The organism is Pseudomonas sp. PDM30 (assembly GCF_019218985.1).
Classification (GTDB): domain Bacteria; phylum Pseudomonadota; class Gammaproteobacteria; order Pseudomonadales; family Pseudomonadaceae; genus Aquipseudomonas; species Aquipseudomonas jessenii.
Genome location: NZ_JAHUWM010000001.1, coordinates 312913 through 333365, shown reverse-complemented (window position 1 = coordinate 333365; position 20453 = coordinate 312913). Strand labels below are relative to the sequence as shown.

Here is a 20453-nt window from a genome sequence, read left to right as displayed (position 1 = left end):
TGATTATAACGGGTCTTTCCCATCATTCACTGTGAGCTGCCGATGCACGCCTTAAACAGAGCAAAAAGCTGATGTCCACCACCTGGCATGTATTGGGCGCCGGCAGCCTCGGCACATTATGGACGACACGTCTGGCACGGGCTGGCGTGCCGGTCAGGCTGATCCTGCGGGACACCGCGAGACTGCAGGCCTATGAGACTGCCGGTGGATTGACACTGGTGGAACACGGCGAGGCGCAACACTATGCCGTGCCCGCCGAGACAGCCGACAACCCGCAACCGATCCACCGCCTGCTGGTGGCGTGCAAAGCCTACGATACCGAAAGTGCGGTGGCTCGATTGGCGCCACGCCTGGCCCCAGGCGCCGAACTGATCCTGCTGCAAAATGGCCTGGGCAGTCAGGACGCGGTAGCCGCACAGGTTCCTCAGGCACGCTGCATCTATGCCTCGAGCACAGAAGGCGCCTTCCGCGATGGCGATTGGCGCGTGGTGTTTGCCGGGCATGGCTTCACCTGGCTGGGGGATGCGAGCCATCCGGTGGCGCCGATCTGGCTCGATGACCTGAGCGCTGCCGGCATTCCCCACGAGTGGAGCACGGAGATTCTGACCAGGCTGTGGCGCAAACTCGCCCTCAACTGTGCGATCAATCCGCTGACGGTGCTGCACGATTGCCGCAACGGCGGTTTGCAGCAACATCAATGTGAGGTCGCCACCCTGTGCGGCGAACTGGCGGAGTTGCTTGAGCGTTGTGGTCAGCCGGCAGCCGCCGAAAACCTGCAGCAGGAAGTCGAACGAGTGATTCACGCCACCGCAGCCAACTACTCCTCGATGCATCAGGACGTCACGAGCCAGCGCCGCACGGAAATCAGCTACCTGCTCGGTTACGCCTGCAAAGTGGCCGGGCGGCATCAACTGAACCTGCCTCACCTCAATCAACTTGAGGCAAGGTTGATCGCTCGCCTGCAAAGCCTTGGATTGCCCAGCGACTGAGCAGCGGCTACGCTGGCCACTTGTTCCTTGTCTGCGATCAATCCGATGCCATTGCGCCAGCGTCTTGAAAACCTGCCCGTCGGCCAGAAACTGCTGGCCGCCCTGCTGGTACTGATGGTCACCGTCCTGCTGGTTGCCAACCTGACCTTTATCAGTGCCGCCTACTACATCTCCCAGGAAAGCATGGCGCCCCAGGCTCTGCAGACCATCGGCCGCCTGATATCCAACCCGAGCCTGGCCTCCGAAGCGCTGGCGTCACCGCAAAGCGCCGAGCGCCTGCTCAATGAACTCAACAGCTATTCGCCGTTGCGCGCGGCGGCCCTGTATGACGGAAAGGGTGAGCGATTGGCGCAATTGCAGCATGGCGACAACCTGGAACTGCCGAAGCGTTTCCGGCATATCGAAGACTGGCAGGCCACCGAGTTTCGTACCAACCAGGTCATCCCCCTGGCCCGCACCGGTGCGGCACCAGGGCACCTGCTGTTGGTGGCCACGAGCGAACTGCCAGTGGCGTTCTACACCGGGACCCTGACGGCCAGCCTGGGGATTCTGATCTTCAGCGTGCTGCTGTGGCTGATCATTGCCCGACAGATCAAGCGCTTGATTACCCGGCCGATCCACCAACTCGAGGAGTTGTCCCGGCAGGTAACCCGCGAAGAAAACTATGCACTGCGTGCTTCGCGCGGAAACCACGATGAAATCGGCAGCCTCGCCGAGGCGTTCAATACCATGCTTTCGCGGATCGAGGCCAGGGAGCAGCAACTCAAGCGGGCCAGGGACGACTCCCAGGCAGCCTACGACCAGGCCCAGGGTCTGGCAGAGGAAACCCGCCATACCAACCGCAAACTGGAGCTCGAAGTCCAGGTGCGCAGCAAGATCGAGAAAAAGCTCACCGGTTTCCAGAACTACCTCAACAGCATCATCGACTCCATGCCGTCGGCGCTGATCGCACTCGACGAACAGCTCTACGTGACGCAATGGAACCAGGAGGCCAGTGCCCTGTCCGGCACGCGTCTCGATGAAGCCCTGAACCAGCCTATCTTCCTCGCCTTCGAACCGCTCAAGCCGTTCTTGCCGCAACTCAAGGAAACGGTCGAGCAGCATACGGTGGCCAAGATCGAACGTGTCACCTGGCTCAAGGACGATGAGCCCCGCCACTACGCCCTGACTTTCTACCCGCTGATGGGCGGTGCCGGGCGTGGCGTGGTAATCCGGATCGATGACATCACCCAGCGCCTGTCCCTGGAAGAGATGATGGTGCAGTCGGAGAAAATGCTTTCGGTGGGTGGTCTGGCCGCCGGCATGGCCCATGAGATCAACAACCCGCTGGGCGCGATCCTGCACAACGTGCAAAACATTCGCCGACGCCTGTCGCCCGATTTGCCGAAGAACCTCGAAGTGGCTGAACAGGCCGGCATCGAACTGACGACGGTCAACCAGTACCTGCAAGTTCGCGAGGTGCCACAGTTGCTCGACGGCATCCAGCAGGCAGGTGCCCGGGCGGCGAAAATCGTCACCCACATGCTCAGCTTCAGTCGTCGCAGCACCCGCCAGATGGCCCCCTGCGACCTGCCCGCCCTGATCGACCAGGCGGTGGAGATCGCCGGTAACGATTTCGACCTGGCGATCGGCTTCGACTTCAAGGGCCAGGCCATCATTCGTCAGTTCGATCCCGCGCTGGGACCGGTCCCCGGCACCGCCAACGAACTGGAGCAAGTGCTGCTCAACCTGTTGAAAAACGCCGCGCAAGCCATTCACCAGCGCGAAGACGACAGCGAGCCTGGACGGATCATTCTGCGCACCAGGCTCAATCCGCCATGGGCGGAAATTCAGGTCGAGGACAACGGCATCGGCATGAGCGAAAGCGTGCGCAAACGGACCTTCGAACCATTCTTCACCACCAAGGAAATCGGCCAGGGCACCGGGCTTGGCCTGTCGGTGTCGTACTTCATCGTCACCAATAACCACAAAGGGCAGATGGAAGTGCAATCGACGCTTGGCCAAGGCACCTGCTTCACCTTGCGCCTGCCCCTGGCGAGCACGCCGCCTGTCTCGCAACAACTCAATCTGCTATCGAGGTAACCATGGGCTTTCGTTTGTCGAAGATTTACACCCGCACTGGCGACAAAGGCGAGACCGGGCTGGGCGATGGTCGTCGCGTGCCCAAGGATCACCCGCGGATCGAGGCCATTGGCGAAGTCGATACGCTGAACAGTCAGGTGGGCGTGTTGCTGGCCGGGTTGGCAGCGCAAACGGGTCAGTTTCCGGACCTGAACGAAGTGATCGAGGTATTGGCCCCCTGCCAGCATCGGTTATTTGATCTGGGTGGCGAACTGGCGATGCCGGTGTATCAGGCGTTGAATGCAGCGGAAATCGAACGACTGGAAGCGGCGATTGATCTGTGGAATGAAGAGCTGGGGCCGCTGGAAAACTTCATCTTGCCCGGCGGTTCGACGCTGATTGCCCAGGCCCATGTCTGCCGCAGCCTGGCACGCAGCGCAGAACGGCGATGTCAGCAGCTCAACGCGATTGAACCGTTGGCCGGGGTTGGCCTGGCGTACATCAATCGGTTGTCGGATTTGTTGTTTGTGGTGGCGCGGCTGATTGCCAAGCGTCAGGGAGTGGCGGAGATACTTTGGCAGCCTGCGGCGAAACCTGAGGTTTAATCGGCGCCTGCCAGGCCCTCATCGCGAGCAAGCTCGCTCCCACAGTAGACTTGTGGCGTTCACAAAACCTGTGGGAGCGAGCTTGCTCGCGATGGCGTCAGAAGCTACAGCACAGAATCAAGCCTCAGGCCAAAAAGCCCGAATCCCCGCCACCCCCTGCGCACCCGCAGCCCAGGCTTTCTCGACCTCCGACGGACCTACACCACCGAGCAGGAACACCGGCTTGCTGAAGCCCTCGATCAGGCTCGATGCCTGCTCCCAACCCAACGGCTCGGCACCAGGGTGAGTCAGGGTCGGTTGAACCGGCGACAGGGTCACGAAATCCACCCCCATCTGTTCGGCCAGCGCCAACTCTTCAGCGTTATGGCAAGACGCCGCCAGCCAGCGCGATGCCGGTAGCGGTCGGCCAGCCGCTGCGTATTTGCGCAGTTGCGCCGCGGTAATGTGCCAACCGGCGGACGGGAAGTCGCCCAGCCATTCGAACGGCCCCTTGATCATCAATTGCGCCTTGCCGGCACACAACCCCACAGCATCCACTGCCAGGTCGCGGTATTTCGGGTCGTAGCCGTTCGGTGCACGCAACTGGATCAGCTTGACGCCGCCGGCAATGGCCTTCTGAATACCACGCAGCAACGCGGGGGTTTCCAGGTCTTCCGGGGTGATCAAGTACTGCTCGGGTAACCGTGCGGCCGCGACGATCGGCCGGTTGGCTTCAGGGAACTCATAATCCGACAGGTCGCGGAGTGTCACCCAGGCCAGCGGCTGTCCCTCGGCACCGTGGGGCTCGCCGCTAAACGCCGAGACTTCCCAGACATCCAGCAACACCTGCTTGTCCGGGTAATCGTGCCGGACCTTGATCAGCGGGCGCGCCGCGCCGACCACGATGCCCAGTTCCTCATGGAGTTCGCGGGCCAGTGCGGTTTCGACCGACTCGTCGGCCTCGACCTTGCCCCCGGGAAACTCCCACAGGCCACCCTGGTGCTGGGTATCGGCACGGCGGGCGATAAGGATCTTGCCGTTGTTATCACGGATAACGGCGGCGGCTACATGAACTCGTTTCACCGCTCGATTTCCTCCAGTCCGGCCTTCTGCCAGGCCTTGAACGCTGGCCATTGGTAGAGGGTTTCAACATAGGCTTCATCAGCCGCGGACAGTTTCACCCGATAGGTGCGCAGGCGCACGGCGATGGGTGCAAAGAACGCGTCGGCCAACGTGATGCGGCCAAACAAGTACGGACCGCTCTCGGTCGCAGCGACACGACACTCGGCCCACAACGCTGACATGCGCTCGATGTCCGCCTGGACATCGGCCGGGACCGGCGACAGCGCTGCGTCATGGCCCAGGTCGAACGGCATGTTGCCGCGCATGGCGAAAAAGCCACTGTGCATCTGCGCGCACGCCGAACGCGCCTGGGCACGGGCGGCGGTGTCTTTGGGCCACAGGTTCGCGTCGGGAAACTGTTCTGCCAGGTATTCAGCAATCGCCAGGGAGTCGGCGATGGTACCGTGTTCGGTTTTCAGCAGCGGGACCTTGCCGGTCGGAGAATGCTTGAGCAGACACTCGCGGGTGTCCGGCTGGTTCAGTTTGATCAGTTCTTCGGTGTAGGAGGCGCCAGCCAGATCGAGGGCCAGAGCCCCGCGCAGGGACCAGGAGGAATGCAGTTTGTCGCCGATGATCAGGTGCAGGCTCATGTTCGGGACCTTTGGGATGAGGGAGACAGGCCAGTCTAGCTAGCGACTGACAGATCGCCATCGCGAGCAGGCTCGCTCCCACAGTGGTTCGAGGTGTACACAAATCCAATGTGGGAGCGAGCCTGCTCGCGATAGGGGCGACTCGATCTTACGTACGGTACTCCGCGTTGATCTTCACGTATTCGTGGGACAGGTCGGTAGTCCAGATGGTTTCGCTGCAATCGCCACGACCCAACTCGATACGGATGGTGATTTCTTCCTGCTGCATCACCGCCGCGCCCTGGGCTTCGGTGTAGGTCGCCGCGCGCGCGCCACGGCTGGCGATGCACACGTCGCCGAGGAACACGTCGATCTTGCTCACGTCCAGGTTCGGTACACCGGCACGGCCGACGGCGGCCAGGATGCGGCCCCAGTTCGGGTCCGAAGCGAAGAGCGCGGTCTTGATCAGCGGCGAGTGGGCCACGGTGTAACCGACGTCCAGGCACTCCTGGTGATTGCCGCCGCCGTTGACTTCAACGGTGACGAATTTGGTCGCGCCTTCACCGTCGCGAACGATGGCCTGGGCTACGTCCATGCACACTTCGAACACCGCTTGCTTGAGCTTGGCAAACAGTTCGCCTTCGGCGCGGGTGATTTCCGGCAGCGCAGCCTGACCGGTGGCGATCAGCATGCAGCAGTCGTTGGTCGAGGTATCACCGTCGATGGTGATGCGGTTGAACGACTTGTTGGCGCCATCGAGCATCAGGTTTTGCAGCACGTCGCGGGAGACTTTGGCGTCGGTGGCGATGTAGCCGAGCATGGTCGCCATGTTCGGGCGAATCATGCCGGCGCCTTTGCTGATGCCGGTAACGGTGATGGTCACACCGTCGTGCTGGAACTGACGACTGGCGCCCTTTGGCAGGGTGTCGGTGGTCATGATGCCGGTGGCGGCAGCTTCCCAGTTGTGGATCGACAGGTCATCGAGGGCCGCTTGCAGCGCGCCTTCGATTTTCTCGACCGGCAGCGGCTCGCCGATCACACCGGTGGAATACGGCAGCACCTGGCTGGCATCGACACCGGTCAACTCGGCCAGTTTCGCGCAAGTGCGCTCGGCGGCGGCCAGGCCAGGTTCGCCCGTGCCGGCGTTGGCATTGCCGGTGTTGGTCAACAGGTAACGCACAGGGCCTTGTACGCGTTGCTTGGCCAGGATCACCGGTGCGGCGCAAAAGGCGTTCAAGGTGAACACGCCGGCAACCGTGGAGCCCTCAACACAGCGCATGACCACAACATCCTTGCGCCCCGGGCGCTTGATGCCAGCCGAGGCGATACCGAGTTCAAAACCGGCAACCGGGTGCAACGTTGGCAAAGGACCAAGACCAACAGCCATGAATGCGCTCCTTTATAAATGATGTCAGCACCGTTTCAGCAGAACGGTGGTTCGAATGGTAAAACGCCGCGACGGCAGAAGCCGGTCGCGGCGCGGGTATTTCAGCGATTGAAACGGGTTTTACTGAATCTGCCCGTGGCAATGCTTGAACTTCTTGCCCGAACCGCAGTAGCACAACTCGTTGCGACCCAGCTTCTGCTCGTTGCGAACCGGCGCGGCAGCGAGGGCAACATCGACCTCTTCGCCCAACACTTCAGGCTGTTCAAGGCCTGGAGCCTCTTCATGCAGGAACTGCATGCGAGCGGCCAATGCCTCGGCTTCCTGACGCAGGCGCTGCTCCTCTTCGATCGGATCTTCGCGACGAACCTGAACGTGGGACAGCACACGGATCGAATCGCGCTTGATCGAATCCAGCAATTCGGAGAACAGGGTGAAGGACTCGCGCTTGTATTCCTGCTTCGGGTTCTTCTGGGCATAACCACGCAAGTGGATACCGTGACGCAGGTGATCCATGGTCGACAGGTGGTCTTTCCACAGGTCGTCCAGCACGCGCAGAACGATTTGCTTCTCGAAGGTGCGCAGCGCTTCGGCGCCCGCCTGGTCTTCTTTCTCGTTGTACGCCGCGATCAGTTCCTGCATCAGTTTCTCGCGCAGGGTTTCTTCGTACAGGTGGTCGTCTTCGTCGAGCCACTGCTGGATCGGCAGCGCCACACCGAAATCGCTCTGCAACGCGGCTTCCAGACCGGCCACGTCCCACTGCTCAGGCAGCGATTGTGGAGGAATGTGCGCGCTGACGGTGGCTTCGAGCACATCCTGACGGAAGTCAGCGATGGTCTCACCGATGTTGTCGGCGGCCAGCAACGTGTTACGCATGTGATAGATCACTTTACGCTGTTCGTTGTTGACGTCGTCGAACTCGAGCAGTTGCTTGCGAATGTCGAAGTTGCGGCCTTCAACCTTGCGCTGGGCCTTTTCGATAGCGTTGGTCACCATGCGGTGCTCGATCGCTTCGCCAGGCTGCATGCCCAGGGCCTTCATGAAGTTCTTCACCCGGTCAGAGGCGAAGATGCGCATCAGGCTGTCTTCCAGCGACAGGTAGAAACGGCTGGAACCGGCGTCGCCCTGACGACCGGCACGACCACGCAACTGGTTGTCGATACGGCGCGATTCATGGCGCTCGGAGGCAATCACCTGCAAACCGCCCGATTCGAGCACTTGCTGGTGACGTTTCTGCCAGTCGGCCTTGATCTGGGCAATCTGCTCAGGGGTCGGGTTTTCCAGGGAAGCCACTTCCACTTCCCAGTTACCACCCAACAGGATGTCGGTACCACGACCGGCCATGTTGGTGGCGATGGTCAGCGCGCCCGGGCGACCGGCCTGGGCAATGATCTCGGCTTCCTTTTCGTGGAACTTGGCGTTCAGGACCTTGTGTTCGATGCCTTCCTTCACGAGCAGGCTGGACATGTGCTCGGAGGTTTCGATAGTGGCGGTACCGACCAGGACCGGACGGCCCGCGGCCATGCTTTCCTTGATGTCGGCCACGATTGCCGCGTATTTCTCGTCGGCGGTCAGGAACACCAAGTCGTTGTAGTCCTTACGGGCCAGCGGCTTGTTCGGTGGAATCACCATGACCTGCAGGCCATAGATCTGGTGGAACTCGAACGCTTCGGTGTCGGCCGTACCGGTCATGCCGGACAGTTTGTTGTACAGACGGAAGTAGTTCTGGAAGGTGGTCGACGCCAGCGTCTGGCTTTCGGCCTGGATGTTCAGGTTTTCCTTGGCTTCGATGGCCTGGTGCAGGCCTTCGGACAAGCGGCGGCCCGGCATGGTACGGCCGGTGTGCTCGTCGACCAGTACGACCTGACCGTCCTGCACGATGTATTCGACGTTGCGATGGAACAGCTTGTGCGCGCGCAGGCCGGCGTAAACGTGAGTCAGCAGGCTCAGGTTGTGGGCCGAGTACAGGCTCTCGCCTTCAGCCAGCAGGCCGATGCGGGTCAGCGTTTCTTCGACGTACTGGTGACCGGCTTCGTTGAGTTCGACCTGACGGGTCTTCTCGTCGACGGTGAAGTGACCGGCCTGGGTCACTTCGCCTTCGACTTCTTCAACGTGCAGCTTGAGCTGCGGGATCAGCTTGTTGACCTCGATGTACAGCTTGGAGCTGTCTTCGGCCTGACCGGAGATGATCAGCGGCGTACGGGCTTCGTCGATGAGGATCGAGTCGACTTCGTCGATCACGGCAAAATTGAGTTCGCGCTGGAATTTTTCTTCCATGCTGAACGCCATGTTGTCGCGCAGGTAATCGAAACCGAATTCGTTGTTGGTGCCGTAGGTGATGTCGGCGGCGTAGGCAGCGCGCTTCTCTTCCGGCGGCTGGAACGGCGTGACAACTCCGACCGTCAGGCCGAGGAACTCATACAGCGGGCGCATCCAGTTGGCGTCGCGGCGGGCCAGGTAGTCGTTCACCGTCACAACGTGCACGCCGTTGCCGGACAGCGCGTTGAGGTAAACGCCCAGTGTTGCCACCAGGGTCTTGCCTTCACCGGTACGCATTTCCGCGATCATGCCTTCATGCAAGGTCATGCCGCCGATCAGCTGGACATCGAAGTGGCGCATGCCCATGACACGCTTGCCGGCTTCGCGGGCGACCGCAAAGGCTTCTGGCAGCAGTTTGTCGAGGGATTCCCCTTTGGCGATGCGGGCCTTGAACTCGCTTGTCTTGGCACGCAATTGATCGTCCGAAAGGGCCACCATTTGCTCTTCGAAGGCATTGACGAGTTGCACCGTCTTGAGCATGCGTTTGACTTCACGCTCGTTCTTGCTTCCAAAAAGTTTCTTTAACAAAGGCGCAAACATATCGGCAGGATCTTCCACACTAAAGGGATGGAGGGCGGCCCCGTGAGTCGCCCGTGCAGCCCTCATGGCCGCATGCGAACGAGCATTCTACCCGGAAACGATGGAGAGGAAAGTGGCGATATTCCACGATGCTGGCACAGCGCTTTGACGGGGCTCACTTAAAATAAGGGCGTTTTGCTCAACTTCAAGCCGTTCAAGGCAGAAGTTAGTTGTTGATTTAATGGGTAAAGCGCCCACAAAAGCAATGGGCGGGTGCACTCGGTGCTTTCTGCTACCATGGCGCCTCTGTTACTTCAGGTGTCTGATCATGGCATTTCGCCCACTTACGGCCAAAGTACCTGCCGTTCTACTACGCGAAGCCAAGCCGCTGAAGGCCATTCTCGGCCACGCTCAACGCCTGGGTCATCTGCAACGTTTGCTCGAAAGCCAATTGCAACCCGCCGCTCGCGAGCATTGCCACGTGGCTTCCTGGCGCGAAGGCAGTTTGTTGCTGATTGTCACCGACGGTCATTGGGCAACCCGCCTGCGTTACCAGCAAAAGCGTTTGCAGCGGCAATTGCAGATGTTCGATGAGTTCGCCAATCTGACCCGGATCCTGTTCAAAGTTCAACCGCCGACCGTTCAGCAAGGTGCGGCCGGGCATACCATGGACTTGTCCAACGACGCGGCAGCGACCATCCAGGCCACGGCCGATGGGATCAGCGACCCGAATTTGCGGGCAGCGCTGGAGCGACTGGCGGCGCACGCCAAAACCAGAACCTGATACAAATCCAATGTGGGAGCGAGCTTGCTCGCGATGGCGGTGTGTCAGACGGCATATCCGTTGAATAGCAGACCGCTCCCACATTGATTGTGTTCGCTCAAGCTAGCGGCGTTTTTTGCTGCCTAGCAACGACCCCATCAACCCGCGCACCAACTGTCGGCCAATCTGGTTCGCCGCCTGTTGCATCGCCGATTTCAGTGCCTTCCCTGCCGCGGTGCCGAGGAACTCTCCCGCCTGTTCGGTGAAGCTCGGTTCCTGTTTGCCCTGCTCCGCTTCGGGCTCAGGTGCCAGGCCCTTGCGTCCCATCAGCACCTCATAGGCCGAGTCGCGGTCAATCGGCTTGTCATAACGCCCCTGCAACGGCGAACCGGCAATCAACGCTGTGCGTTCCGCACCGGTCAAAGGCCCGATCCGCGATTGCGGCGGTGCCACCAGCACCCGCCGGACCATTTCCGGCGTGCCTTTTTCCTGCAGGGTGCCGACCAGCGCCTCCCCGATCCCGAGCTCGGTCAGCACCGACAACGCATCAAACGCTGGGTTCGGCCGGAAACCCTCGGCCACCGCGCGCAGGGACTTCTGTTCCTTGGCGGTGAACGCACGCAGACCGTGCTGGATGCGCAAGCCCAACTGCGCCAGCACATCATCCGGCAGGTCACCCGGCGACTGGGTGACGAAATACACGCCCACGCCTTTCGAACGAATCAGCCTCACGACTTGCTCCAGACGGTCACGCAAGGCCTGGGGCGTACCGTTGAACAACAAGTGGGCCTCGTCGAAGAACAGCGCCAGCAACGGCTTGTCGGCATCGCCACGCTCCGGCAACTGCTCGAACAGCTCTGCCAGCAGCCACAACAGGAACGTTGCGTAGACTTTCGGCGCTTCATGCACCAGGCGGCTGGCATCCAGCAAATGAATGCGACCGCGCCCGTCCGCCGTGGGCTGGAGGATGTCTTCGAGTTGCAGCGCCGGCTCGCCGAACAAGGCTTCGGCGCCCTGTTGCTCCAGGGTCGCCAGACGTCGCAGCAATGCCTGGCTGGAGCCGGTGGTCATCAATGCCGCATCGTCGCCCAGCAACTGGGGGTTGTCCCGCAGGTGATTGAGCAATGCCTTCAGGTCCTTGAGATCAAGCAACAACAGGCCTTCGCGGTCCGCCACCTTGAACGCGGCGTACAGCGCCGACTGCTGACTGTCAGTCAGCTCCAGCAGACTGCCCAGCAGCAGCGGCCCCATTTCACTCAAGGTTGTGCGTAAAGGATGACCGGACTGACCGTGTATGTCCCACAACGTCACCGGATAAGCCTGAGGCTTGTGGTTGAGCCAGGGCATCCCGGCAATCCGCTCGGCGATCTTGCCCTGGGGATTGCCGGCGGCGCCGAGGCCGCACAGGTCACCCTTGATGTCCGCGGCGAACACCGCCACGCCGGCATCGCTGAAAGCTTCGGCCATTCGTTGCAAAGTGACGGTCTTGCCGGTGCCGGTCGCGCCCGCGATCAATCCGTGGCGGTTCGCCAGGCGCATGGCCTGGGCAGTCGGCTGCCCTTCTGGATCGGCGCCGATAACGAGTTGCAATGAGTCAGGCATTTGGTCACCCATGATTAATCTTTGGTCCTACACGGCCGATAGAGATAACGACAAAGCAGTCAGACACGATCTGGTCGGAAATTTCCCTAAGGAGAGTCGGAAAATTCACTTGCTTTCAACCTTGCCCGTCGTGCGTCCCTTTATAAAAGCACGCGCTGGACATTAAGACCTTAGCGGAACCCCAAGCCATGAACAAAAATCTGCGTTTCAGCCATAAAATCCTGCTTGCTGCCGCCCTCATTGTGATTGCCGCCTTCGCCTCCTTTACGCTGTACAACGACTACTTGCAGCGCAACGCCATCCGCCAAGACCTGGAAAATTATCTGCAGGAAATGGGCGCAGTGACCGCCAACAATATCCAGACCTGGTTGAACGGGCGCAGCCTGCTGATTGAAAACCTGTCACAAACTGTTGCGCTCAACCCCGATGCCGACAACGTTTCCAGCCTGCTTGTACAAAAAGCCGTGACCTCGACCTTCATGGGCGCCTACCTCGGCAGCAAGGATGGTTCTTTCATCATTCGCCCGGACAGCAAGATGCCCGATGGCTACGACCCGCGTGCACGTCCCTGGTACAAGAGCGCGCAAGGCAGCAGCGGTTCGGCATTGACCGAGCCTTATATTGATCTGGCCTCCGGCCAACTGGTGATTTCCATTGTCGACAGCGTTATCAAGGACGGCCAGAACATCGGCGTGGTCGGTGGCGACCTGAGTTTGCAGGTGATCGCCGACAGCCTTGGCAAGCTGGATTTCGACGGCATGGGTTATGCGTTCCTGGTCAGCTCCGACGGCAAGATCCTGGTACATCCCGACAAAGCGCTGGCGATGAAGACGCTCAAGGATGTCTACCCGCAAGACACGCCGGCCATCAGCAGCGCCATGAGCGAAATCCTGGTCGACGGCAAAACCCGCATCGTGACCTTCACCCCGATCAAAGGCTTGTCATCGGTCAACTGGTACATCGGTCTGTCGGTCGATAAGGAAAAAGCCTACTCGATGCTCAGCGAATTCCGCACCTCGGCTGTGGTTGCGACCATCATCGCCGTGGCCATCATCATCGCCCTGCTCGGCATGCTGATTCGCATCCTGACCCAGCCGTTGCACGTCATGACCCGCGCCATGGCCGACATCGCCGACGGCGAAGGCGACCTGACCAAGCGCCTGACCATCCAGAACAATGACGAATTCGGCACTCTGGGCACCGCGTTCAACCGTTTCGTCGAGCGCATTCACGGCTCGATCCGCGAAGTGTCTTCGGCCACCGGGCAAGTCAACGAAGTGGCATTGCGCGTAGTGGCCGCTTCCAATTCGTCGATGTTCAACTCCGACCAGCAAGCCTCGCGCACCAGCAGCGTCGCGGCCGCAATCAACCAGCTCGGCGCCGCCGCCCAGGAAATTGCCCGTAACGCCGCTCAGGCTTCGAGCCAGGCCAGCGATGCCCGCAGCCTGGCCGAAGACGGCCAGCAAGTGGTGGACCGCAGTATCGTGGCGATGAATCAATTGTCGAGCATGCTCAGTGCGTCGAGTTCCAACATCGAATCGCTGAACAGTAAAACGGTGAACATCGGGCAGATTCTCGAAGTGATCACCAGCATTTCCCAGCAAACCAACTTGCTGGCGCTCAACGCCGCCATTGAAGCCGCACGCGCCGGTGAAGCCGGTCGTGGATTTGCCGTGGTAGCGGACGAAGTGCGCAACCTGGCACATCGCACGCAGGAATCGGCGCAACAGGTGCAAACCATGATCGAGGAGCTGCAGGTCGGCGCCCGGGAATCGGTCAGCACCATGAGCGACAGTCAGCGCCACAGCCAGGACAGCGTGGAAATCGCCAACCTTGCGGGTGAGCGCCTGAACAGCGTGACGCTGCGTATCGGTGAAATCGACGGCATGAACCAGTCGGTGGCCACCGCGACCGAAGAACAGACCGCCGTAGTGGAGTCGATCAACGTCGACATCACCGAAATCAACACGCTGAACCAGGAAGGTGTGGAAAACCTGCAATCGACATTGCGCGCGTGCTCGGACCTTGAGCAGCAGGCGGCGCGGTTGAAGCAGTTGGTAGGTAGCTTCAGGATCTAAGGCAACCTCACCGGCCTCATCGCGAGCAAGCTCGCCCCCACAGTAGATCTATAGTGCGACAAAGATTCCTGTGGGAGCGAGCTTGCTCGCGATAGCGGCCTGCCAAACGATACATCCCCCCGCCGACATCCCTCCCGCAAACCCCAACCGAACATCTATCCTTCATATAGGTCAACCAAAGGAGAAACAGGACCGGAGGATCGTTCATCGTGCATATCGCGGACATCACCATGTTCTACGCCCCTGCCAGCGGAGGCGTGCGCACTTATCTGGATGCCAAGCACCGTCGCCTGGGCATCAAGCCAGGCATTCGCCACAGTTTGCTGATCCCCGGATCGTCCTTTGGAGAGCAGGATGGCATCTTCACAGTTCCCGCCCCTGCCCTGCCCTTCGGCAAGGGCTATCGCTTTCCTCTGCGTCTGGCGCCCTGGCGCAATGTCCTGCAAGACTTGCAACCCGACCTGATCGAAGTCGGCGACCCCTACCTCACCGCTTGGGCGGCGCTGGATGCGCGGCGCCAACTCGATGTGCCGATCATCGGTTTTTATCACTCGGACCTGCCCCTGCTGGTCAGCAACCGCATGGGCAACTGGGTGACCAACAACGTCGAGGCCTATGTCAGCAAGCTCTACGGCAACTTCGACAGGGTCCTGGCGCCCAGCCGGGTCATGGCCGACAAACTCACCGGGCTTGGGGTCAGGAATGTCTTCGTGCAGCCGCTCGGCGTTGACCTGCAAACCTTCAATCCCGATGCCAGAGACCCCGGGCTGCGGGCCGAACTGGGTCTGGACGAAAACACCCACCTCTTGATCTTTGCCGGGCGCGGTTCCAAGGAAAAAAACCTGCCGGTGCTGCTCGACTGCATGAAACGCCTGGGCCGACGCTATCACCTGCTGCTGGTTGGCTCGTCGATGCCCACGGCCGTGCCCTCCAACGTGACGGTGATCGACGAGTTCTGCCCGGCGGCGCAGGTGGCCCGCCTGATGGCCAGCGCCGACGCCTTGCTCCACGCTGGCGATCAGGAAACCTTCGGCCTGGTGATACTCGAAGCCATGGCCAGCGGTATTCCGGTGGTAGCCGTGGCGGCCGGGGCGTTCGAAGAAATCGTCACCGAGGACTGCGGCCTGCTCTGTGCGCCGAACAATCCCGCCGCGATGGCCACCGCTGTTCGAGAACTGTTCGGCTCGGGCAGCGTAGCGCTGGGCCAACAGGCGCGATTACATGTCGAACGACATTATGCCTGGGACACGGTGGTCACCAGTTTGCTGCGTCACTACCACGCCGTGCTCGGCAGCCAATGGCCGCTGACAGCCAATGGTTGAGCCCATGAACAGTCCCGCTTTACTGCTGGTACTGCACGACGTGGCGCCGCCCACCTGGGCCGATTACCAGCCGTTCGTCAAAGCCGTCGACGCTTTGGGTGGCGTACCGATCACCTGGCTGGTGGTGCCGGATTTGCACAAACACAACAACCTGGACGCCCATCCGCAGTTTTGCCGCCAGCTCAGTGCCAGGGTCGCCCGGGGCGACGAACTGGCACTGCATGGCTATTTCCATTACGACGACGGGCCGATGACCATCAATCCCAGCGACTGGTTCATGCGCCGGATCTACACCCACGAAGGCGAGTTTTACCGTTTGTCGCAGGAAGATGCCCTCGCCCGCCTGCGTTCGGGCATCGAGATGTTCCACCGCCATGACTGGCCGCTGGAAGGGTTCGTCGCCCCGGCCTGGCTGATGAGCCAAGGCACTCGCCAGGCATTGCGCCAATTGCCGCTGAGTTACACCAGCGACTCGCAACATTTATACCGGCTACCGGATTTCACCGCGCTCCAGGCGCCGGGGCTGGTCTGGAGTGCGCGCAGTGCCTGGCGCCGGGGTGTGTCGAAGCTCGTCAGCGACCGGCGTGAACAGCGCTGGCAGCACGCTCCGGTGATTCGCCTGGGCCTGCACCCGGTGGACATGCGCCATGAGTTCTCGCGCCGATACTGGCTAAAAACCCTTGAGCGCCTGCTCGACAACGGACGGGTGCCAATGACCAAGGCCCACTGGCTGGCGATGCAAAACGACCGACTGGGCCGTGCCGCATGAGTCGCGCACTGCTGTTGCTCGTCGGTCTGCTCGCGGCAGTGCTGATTCCATTACTGTTGGGCGGCAGTGAAATCTGGTCTCGGCTGACCGCCTTTCCGCTGCCGTGGTTGCTGATCATGTTCGGCATGATCCTGTTGTGCTGGGGGGTGAACACTCTGCGTTTGCGCCTATTGCTGGGGGATCAATGCGACAAGGTCGGCCGGCTCAGGAGCCTCGGCATGGTGATGGCCGCCGAATTCGCCTACTGCGCCACGCCCGGCGGCAGTGGCGGGCCTCTGACGATCATGGCTTTGCTGGCGCGTCATGGCGTGCGTCCGGCCAGGGGCAGTGCGGTGTTTGCCATGGATCAACTGAGCGACTTGCTGTTTTTTCTCTGTGCCCTGAGCGGGATTCTGATTTACGCCCTGTTCCAGCACCTCAGCCAGCGCATGGAATGGATGCTGATGGTCAGCGCCGTTTCGCTGTTCGGCGGCCTGGTCAGTTGCGTCATGGTGGCGCGCTATCACCGATTATTGATTCGCCTGAGTGGTCGTTGGCTCGCACGACTCAATGTCAAAGCGACCACTCGAATGCGCTGGGCGCGCAAACTCCTGCAGTTTCTGGCGGCGTTTACCGACACGTTGAAGTTGCCCGTGCAGACCTTGATCAAGGTATTCGCCCTGACCTGTGTGCATTGGGGCCTGCGCTACAGCGTGCTGTACCTGGCGTTGCGCGGGCTCGGCGCGGATTTGCAGTGGGCCTGGAGTTTTCTGATCCAGATGCTGGCACTGAGCGCCGGGCAATTCAGCCTGCTGCCGGGCGGAGCCGGGGCGGCTGAGCTGACGTCCGCTGCGCTGCTGGCGCCCATGGTCGGGAAGTCCACGGCAGCCGCGGCGATCCTGATTTGGCGGGCGGTAACCTATTACTTCTACTTACTGGTCGGTGGGCCGGTGTTTCTGCTGATGCTGGGTCGGCCGCTGCTGAAGAAGTTGATGAAACTCAGGCAGGCTTAGGTTTGTCCTCGGGCTCTTGCTGCAACTGTTCCCACAACTGCGCGGCGTCGGGAAACTCCGTACCGGTTTCAGGCCCCATGTCATCCGGGTCGTAGCGGCTCAGGCAACCCTCGCCCAGCGTGGCGGGAGCCTTGGAAGTGGCTTTGTCCAGTGGATCGGCCATGGTCATGTCCTCGGTGCAAAAACGGCGAAGGGCCTGAAGCGATTGAACGCCCAGGCCCTTCGAATTTCAACTGTGACGTACGTCTGTCAGAAGACGACGGTCTTGTTGCCGTGCACCAGCACGCGGTCTTCCAGGTGATAACGCAAGCCACGGGCCAACACCATTTTCTCGACATCGCGGCCGAAACGCACCATGTCTTCGATGCTGTCGCTGTGGTTGACGCGCACCACGTCCTGCTCGATGATCGGGCCGGCATCCAGCTCTTCGGTCACATAGTGGCAAGTCGCGCCAATCAGCTTCACGCCGCGCAGGGAGGCCTGGTGGTACGGCTTGGCACCGACGAACGACGGCAGGAAGCTGTGGTGAATGTTGATGACCTTGTGCGCGTATTCGCTGCACAACTCAGGCGGCAGGATCTGCATGTAGCGGGCAAGTACCACCACTTCGGCATCGTGTTGCTTGACCAGGCGCGAAACCTCGGTGAAGGCTGGCTGCTTGTCCTGCGGATTGACCGGGACGTGGTAGTACGGAATACCGTGCCACTCCACCATGCTGCGCAAGTCATCATGGTTGGAAATCACACAGGAAATTTCGCAGTCCAGTTCATCGCTGTGCCAGCGGTGCAGCAAGTCGGCCAGGCAGTGCGACTCGCGGCTGGCCATCAGGACCACGCGCTTCTTTTGCTCGGTATCGGTGATGCGCCAGTCCATCGAGAACTCTTCGGCGATCGGGGCAAAGGCTTCACGAAACGCTTCTATACCAAATGGCAGGGAGTCGGCACGGATTTCGTGACGCATGAAGAACCAGCCACTGAGATTGTCCGAGTGATGGCTCGCTTCAGTGATCCAGCCGTTGTGTGATGCCAGAAAGTTACTGACTTTGGCAACGATGCCAACACGGTCCGGGCAAGAAATCACCAGACGAAAAGTGCGCATGAGGGGGGAACTCCAGAACTTCGCAAAGGCCGCCATTCTAGCGATTGCGCAACAAAACTGCAGTATTGTTGACGTTTCGCCCTGCCGGAAGGTCAGTGCGGCAGGGCGGACACCAGCAGTGCCTGCTTGCACAGATGCTCTTGCGGTGCCGGCCAATTGTTAATTTATGTATATCTGACAGACCGGGACCACACTAATAATCGCACTACCAATGCGCGCCAGAACCCCGGCAATTAAATTGAATAAACTTGCCTTAAATGTTTACTTGATGAAACACCGTGACTATTATTGCCGCACTGTCACCTGCCATCCAGCGCACAACATAAGGTAGTCCACATGTCCTTGATCAACGAATATCGCGCCACCGAAGAAGCTATCAAAGAGCTGCAAGCCCGTTTGAAGAACCTGTCCCAAGACGACAAACTGCAAACCGAGCTGGAATTCGAAGGCAAACTGCGCACCCTGATGGGTGAATACTCCAAGTCCCTGCGTGACATCATCGCGCTGCTGGATCCAGAATCCAAAACCAAGGCACCACGCGGCGGTGCAGTGAAAACTACCGGCACCAAGCGTGCTCGCAAAGTTAAACAATACAAAAACCCGCACAACGGTGAAGTCATCGAAACCAAAGGTGGCAACCACAAGACTCTGAAAGAGTGGAAAGCCAAGTGGGGCGGTGACGTGGTGGAAGGCTGGGCTACCCTGCTGGGCTAAGCCTCAGAGCTTGTCGCAGATGGATCCGTGACAAAAAATAACGCCAGCAAATGCTGGCGTTATTTATGCTCGGCGTTTAAGCCCTGGCATGTTCGATTTCAAAGACTCAAACGCTGGCGCAGTCCCTGGACATAATCCTGCCACTCACCGAGCACCCCCTGCTGAAACGCAGTAGCACTAACGCTCAATTGGGCCGCGGCTTCTACAAAACTTTCAAGGGTATTTGGCGCACCCCATTCAGGGTCTGACAAACGTTTCTGACAGAATATTCGCCAGCGCTCTTGCTCTTCGGAATTCAACGTGTCGGGAAAGTTGCGTGCGCGATATCGAAACAGCAATTCAGGCAAACGTTCGTCATCGAAGGGCCACTGCTCTTGTGCCAATTGCATCGGGTCAACGGTCCTGACTTGTTCACACAATCGTCGATCCCGATCACCGATAAATCCATCGTATAACTGTTGCTCCGGATCCTGGTTCTGGGAAAAGTCTTCGCGGGCATAAATCGCCAGGATTTTATCCAGCCAAACTTTCCGGGCGTCATTGAGCTGCGACACCCTCTGCTGATACAGCGCCATATCCAGCCCCAGACGCTGCTGATCTTCCTGGCGAAGTACCGACAACGGTGCCACCACCGGGCACTTGTTGATGTGAATCAGCTTCAACGGCACCGGCAACTCGCCTTCGGCCAGTTCGTCGCGGCGGGTATACAAGCGCTGGCGCAAACTTTCGGCATCCAGGTCGAGCAGGCCCTGGGGATCCAGGTGCAGATCACAGACAATCAGGGCGTTCTTGTTGCGCGGGTGCCAGGCCAGCGGCAACACCACCCCCACATAGTTGCGAGCGGCCGAAAAACGTCCGGAAACATGCACCAGCGGTTGCAGCAGGCGTATCTGGTCCATGACTTTTTGCTTGCTGCGCAGTTGAAATAACCAGTCGTACAGCTTTGGCTGTTTTTCCCGTATCAGGCGCGCCAGGGCGATCGTCGCGCGAACGTCCGACAGTGCTTCGTGGGCATTGCCATGATCGATGCCATTGGCAGCGGTCAGGCGTTCGAGCTTGAGCGTGACCCGCCCCTCGTCATCGGTCGGCCAGACCAGGCCATCTGGGCGCAAGGCATAGGCGGCACGCACCACATCGATCAGGTCCCAGCGGCTATTGCCGCCCTGCCACTCCCGCGCATAGGGGTCGAAAAAGTTTCGGTACAGGCTGTAGCGGGTCATCTCGTCATCGAAACGCAAGGTGTTATACCCCGCACCACAGGTACCGGGCGCCGCGAGTTGGGCATGCACCCGGGTCATGAAATCAGCTTCGCTCAAGCCGTGCTCTTGCAGTTGCCCGGGGGTGATTCCCGTGATCGCGCAGGCGGCAGGATGCGGCAGGATGTCGTCACTGGGCTGGCAGTAAAGATTGACCGGCTCGTCGATTTCATTGAGATCGAAGTCGGTGCGCAGGCCGGCCATTTGCAACGGACGGTCACTACGGGGATTGATGCCAGTGGTTTCGTAGTCGTACCAGAAAATGGAGGTCACGGGCGATTCCTGAACTGAAGATCGGCAAAGTCTAGGCGT

Annotated in this window: 17 protein-coding genes; 9 read left to right on the top strand and 8 right to left on the bottom strand. The window is 60.2% G+C overall.

Annotated features, from left to right (window positions below):
- Nucleotides 1-71 precede the first annotated feature (71 nt).
- The 3 genes from KW840_RS01505 to KW840_RS01495 are packed head-to-tail and all read left to right on the top strand — an operon-like array spanning nt 72 to nt 3655.
- Nucleotides 72-989 carry a putative 2-dehydropantoate 2-reductase gene (locus tag KW840_RS01505; RefSeq protein WP_218494289.1) on the top strand — a complete coding sequence of 306 codons (918 nt, stop codon included), beginning with the start codon at nt 72-74 and terminating at the stop codon, nt 987-989.
- 45 nt (nt 990-1034) lie between these two features.
- The gene (locus KW840_RS01500; RefSeq protein ID WP_218494504.1) at nt 1035-3071 is read left to right on the top strand and encodes an ATP-binding protein; all 2037 of its coding nucleotides are present in this window, start codon (nt 1035-1037) and stop codon (nt 3069-3071) included.
- Between the two features lie 2 nt (nt 3072-3073).
- The gene (locus KW840_RS01495; RefSeq protein WP_057713510.1) at nt 3074-3655 is read left to right on the top strand and encodes a cob(I)yrinic acid a,c-diamide adenosyltransferase; all 582 of its coding nucleotides are present in this window, start codon (nt 3074-3076) and stop codon (nt 3653-3655) included.
- A gap of 117 nt (nt 3656-3772) precedes the next feature.
- Here KW840_RS01495 and KW840_RS01490 read toward each other — a convergent pair whose 3' ends face one another.
- The 4 genes from KW840_RS01490 to secA all read right to left on the bottom strand — a co-directional run bounded on the left by KW840_RS01490 (nt 3773) and on the right by secA (nt 9568).
- A complete protein-coding gene (locus tag KW840_RS01490) occupies nt 3773-4717 on the bottom strand; it encodes a Nudix family hydrolase (protein ID WP_218494288.1) in 945 nt (314 codons plus the stop codon).
- A complete protein-coding gene (locus tag KW840_RS01485) occupies nt 4714-5346 on the bottom strand; it encodes a glutathione S-transferase family protein (RefSeq protein WP_218494287.1) in 633 nt (210 codons plus the stop codon). The genes KW840_RS01490 and KW840_RS01485 overlap by 4 nt, the downstream gene beginning before the upstream one ends.
- 148 nt (nt 5347-5494) lie before the next feature.
- Nucleotides 5495-6712 carry a bifunctional glutamate N-acetyltransferase/amino-acid acetyltransferase ArgJ gene (gene argJ, locus KW840_RS01480; RefSeq protein WP_056726069.1) on the bottom strand — a complete coding sequence of 406 codons (1218 nt, stop codon included), beginning with the start codon at nt 6710-6712 and terminating at the stop codon, nt 5495-5497.
- A gap of 120 nt (nt 6713-6832) precedes the next feature.
- A complete protein-coding gene (secA, locus tag KW840_RS01475) occupies nt 6833-9568 on the bottom strand; it encodes a preprotein translocase subunit SecA (protein WP_218494286.1) in 2736 nt (911 codons plus the stop codon).
- A 307-nt stretch (nt 9569-9875) separates the two neighbouring features.
- On the opposite strand from secA, the gene KW840_RS01470 reads away from it, so the two are divergent.
- Nucleotides 9876-10331 (top strand): DUF721 domain-containing protein, encoded by a 456-nt coding sequence (locus KW840_RS01470; RefSeq protein ID WP_090457454.1) that lies wholly within the window; start codon nt 9876-9878, stop codon nt 10329-10331.
- Between the two features lie 102 nt (nt 10332-10433).
- Here KW840_RS01470 and KW840_RS01465 read toward each other — a convergent pair whose 3' ends face one another.
- A complete protein-coding gene (locus tag KW840_RS01465) occupies nt 10434-11912 on the bottom strand; it encodes a helicase HerA-like domain-containing protein (RefSeq protein WP_090457982.1) in 1479 nt (492 codons plus the stop codon).
- A gap of 188 nt (nt 11913-12100) precedes the next feature.
- On the opposite strand from KW840_RS01465, the gene KW840_RS01460 reads away from it, so the two are divergent.
- From KW840_RS01460 to KW840_RS01445, 4 genes are all read left to right on the top strand, one after another.
- Nucleotides 12101-13990, top strand: coding sequence for a methyl-accepting chemotaxis protein (locus KW840_RS01460; protein WP_057713505.1), 1890 nt, complete (start codon nt 12101-12103; stop codon nt 13988-13990).
- Between the two features lie 209 nt (nt 13991-14199).
- Complete coding sequence (locus tag KW840_RS01455) at nt 14200-15312, top strand: glycosyltransferase family 1 protein (protein WP_057713504.1); 1113 nt, start codon at nt 14200-14202, stop codon at nt 15310-15312.
- Nucleotides 15305-16081, top strand: coding sequence for a DUF2334 domain-containing protein (locus tag KW840_RS01450; RefSeq protein ID WP_090457458.1), 777 nt, complete (start codon nt 15305-15307; stop codon nt 16079-16081). Before KW840_RS01455 ends, KW840_RS01450 begins: the two co-directional genes overlap by 8 nt.
- Nucleotides 16078-17073 (top strand): lysylphosphatidylglycerol synthase transmembrane domain-containing protein, encoded by a 996-nt coding sequence (locus tag KW840_RS01445; RefSeq protein ID WP_218494285.1) that lies wholly within the window; start codon nt 16078-16080, stop codon nt 17071-17073. Before KW840_RS01450 ends, KW840_RS01445 begins: the two co-directional genes overlap by 4 nt.
- On the opposite strand, the gene KW840_RS01440 is transcribed toward KW840_RS01445, so the two are convergent.
- Complete coding sequence (locus KW840_RS01440; protein WP_173677941.1) at nt 17060-17236, bottom strand: hypothetical protein; 177 nt, start codon at nt 17234-17236, stop codon at nt 17060-17062. The genes KW840_RS01445 and KW840_RS01440 overlap by 14 nt on opposite strands.
- Before the next feature lie 86 nt (nt 17237-17322).
- Nucleotides 17323-18171 carry a formyltetrahydrofolate deformylase gene (gene purU / locus KW840_RS01435; RefSeq protein ID WP_057713501.1) on the bottom strand — a complete coding sequence of 283 codons (849 nt, stop codon included), beginning with the start codon at nt 18169-18171 and terminating at the stop codon, nt 17323-17325.
- Nucleotides 18172-18507: 336 nt separating this feature from the next.
- Here purU and mvaT point away from each other — a divergent pair, with 336 nt between their 5' ends.
- Nucleotides 18508-18885 (top strand): histone-like nucleoid-structuring protein MvaT, encoded by a 378-nt coding sequence (gene mvaT / locus KW840_RS01430; protein ID WP_007933316.1) that lies wholly within the window; start codon nt 18508-18510, stop codon nt 18883-18885.
- Nucleotides 18886-18983: 98 nt separating this feature from the next.
- Here the strand turns inward: mvaT and sbcB are convergent, their stop codons facing one another.
- On the bottom strand, nt 18984-20414 hold the full coding sequence (sbcB, locus tag KW840_RS01425) for an exodeoxyribonuclease I (protein WP_218494284.1): 1431 nt from the start codon (nt 20412-20414) through the stop codon (nt 18984-18986).
- Nucleotides 20415-20453: the final 39 nt, after the last annotated feature.

Coding starts and splice junctions, on each gene's coding strand:
- secA (WP_218494286.1), bottom strand. CDS start 9,568: ATGTTTGCGCCTTTGTTAAAGAAACTTTTTGGAAGCAAGAACGAGCGT.
- KW840_RS01485 (WP_218494287.1), bottom strand. CDS start 5,346: ATGAGCCTGCACCTGATCATCGGCGACAAACTGCATTCCTCCTGGTCC.
- KW840_RS01445 (WP_218494285.1), top strand. CDS start 16,078: ATGAGTCGCGCACTGCTGTTGCTCGTCGGTCTGCTCGCGGCAGTGCTG.
- KW840_RS01465 (WP_090457982.1), bottom strand. CDS start 11,912: ATGCCTGACTCATTGCAACTCGTTATCGGCGCCGATCCAGAAGGGCAG.
- KW840_RS01505 (WP_218494289.1), top strand. CDS start 72: ATGTCCACCACCTGGCATGTATTGGGCGCCGGCAGCCTCGGCACATTA.
- KW840_RS01500 (WP_218494504.1), top strand. CDS start 1,035: ATGCCATTGCGCCAGCGTCTTGAAAACCTGCCCGTCGGCCAGAAACTG.
- KW840_RS01460 (WP_057713505.1), top strand. CDS start 12,101: ATGAACAAAAATCTGCGTTTCAGCCATAAAATCCTGCTTGCTGCCGCC.
- argJ (WP_056726069.1), bottom strand. CDS start 6,712: ATGGCTGTTGGTCTTGGTCCTTTGCCAACGTTGCACCCGGTTGCCGGT.
- purU (WP_057713501.1), bottom strand. CDS start 18,171: ATGCGCACTTTTCGTCTGGTGATTTCTTGCCCGGACCGTGTTGGCATC.
- KW840_RS01470 (WP_090457454.1), top strand. CDS start 9,876: ATGGCATTTCGCCCACTTACGGCCAAAGTACCTGCCGTTCTACTACGC.
- mvaT (WP_007933316.1), top strand. CDS start 18,508: ATGTCCTTGATCAACGAATATCGCGCCACCGAAGAAGCTATCAAAGAG.
- KW840_RS01440 (WP_173677941.1), bottom strand. CDS start 17,236: ATGGCCGATCCACTGGACAAAGCCACTTCCAAGGCTCCCGCCACGCTG.
- KW840_RS01495 (WP_057713510.1), top strand. CDS start 3,074: ATGGGCTTTCGTTTGTCGAAGATTTACACCCGCACTGGCGACAAAGGC.
- KW840_RS01450 (WP_090457458.1), top strand. CDS start 15,305: ATGGTTGAGCCCATGAACAGTCCCGCTTTACTGCTGGTACTGCACGAC.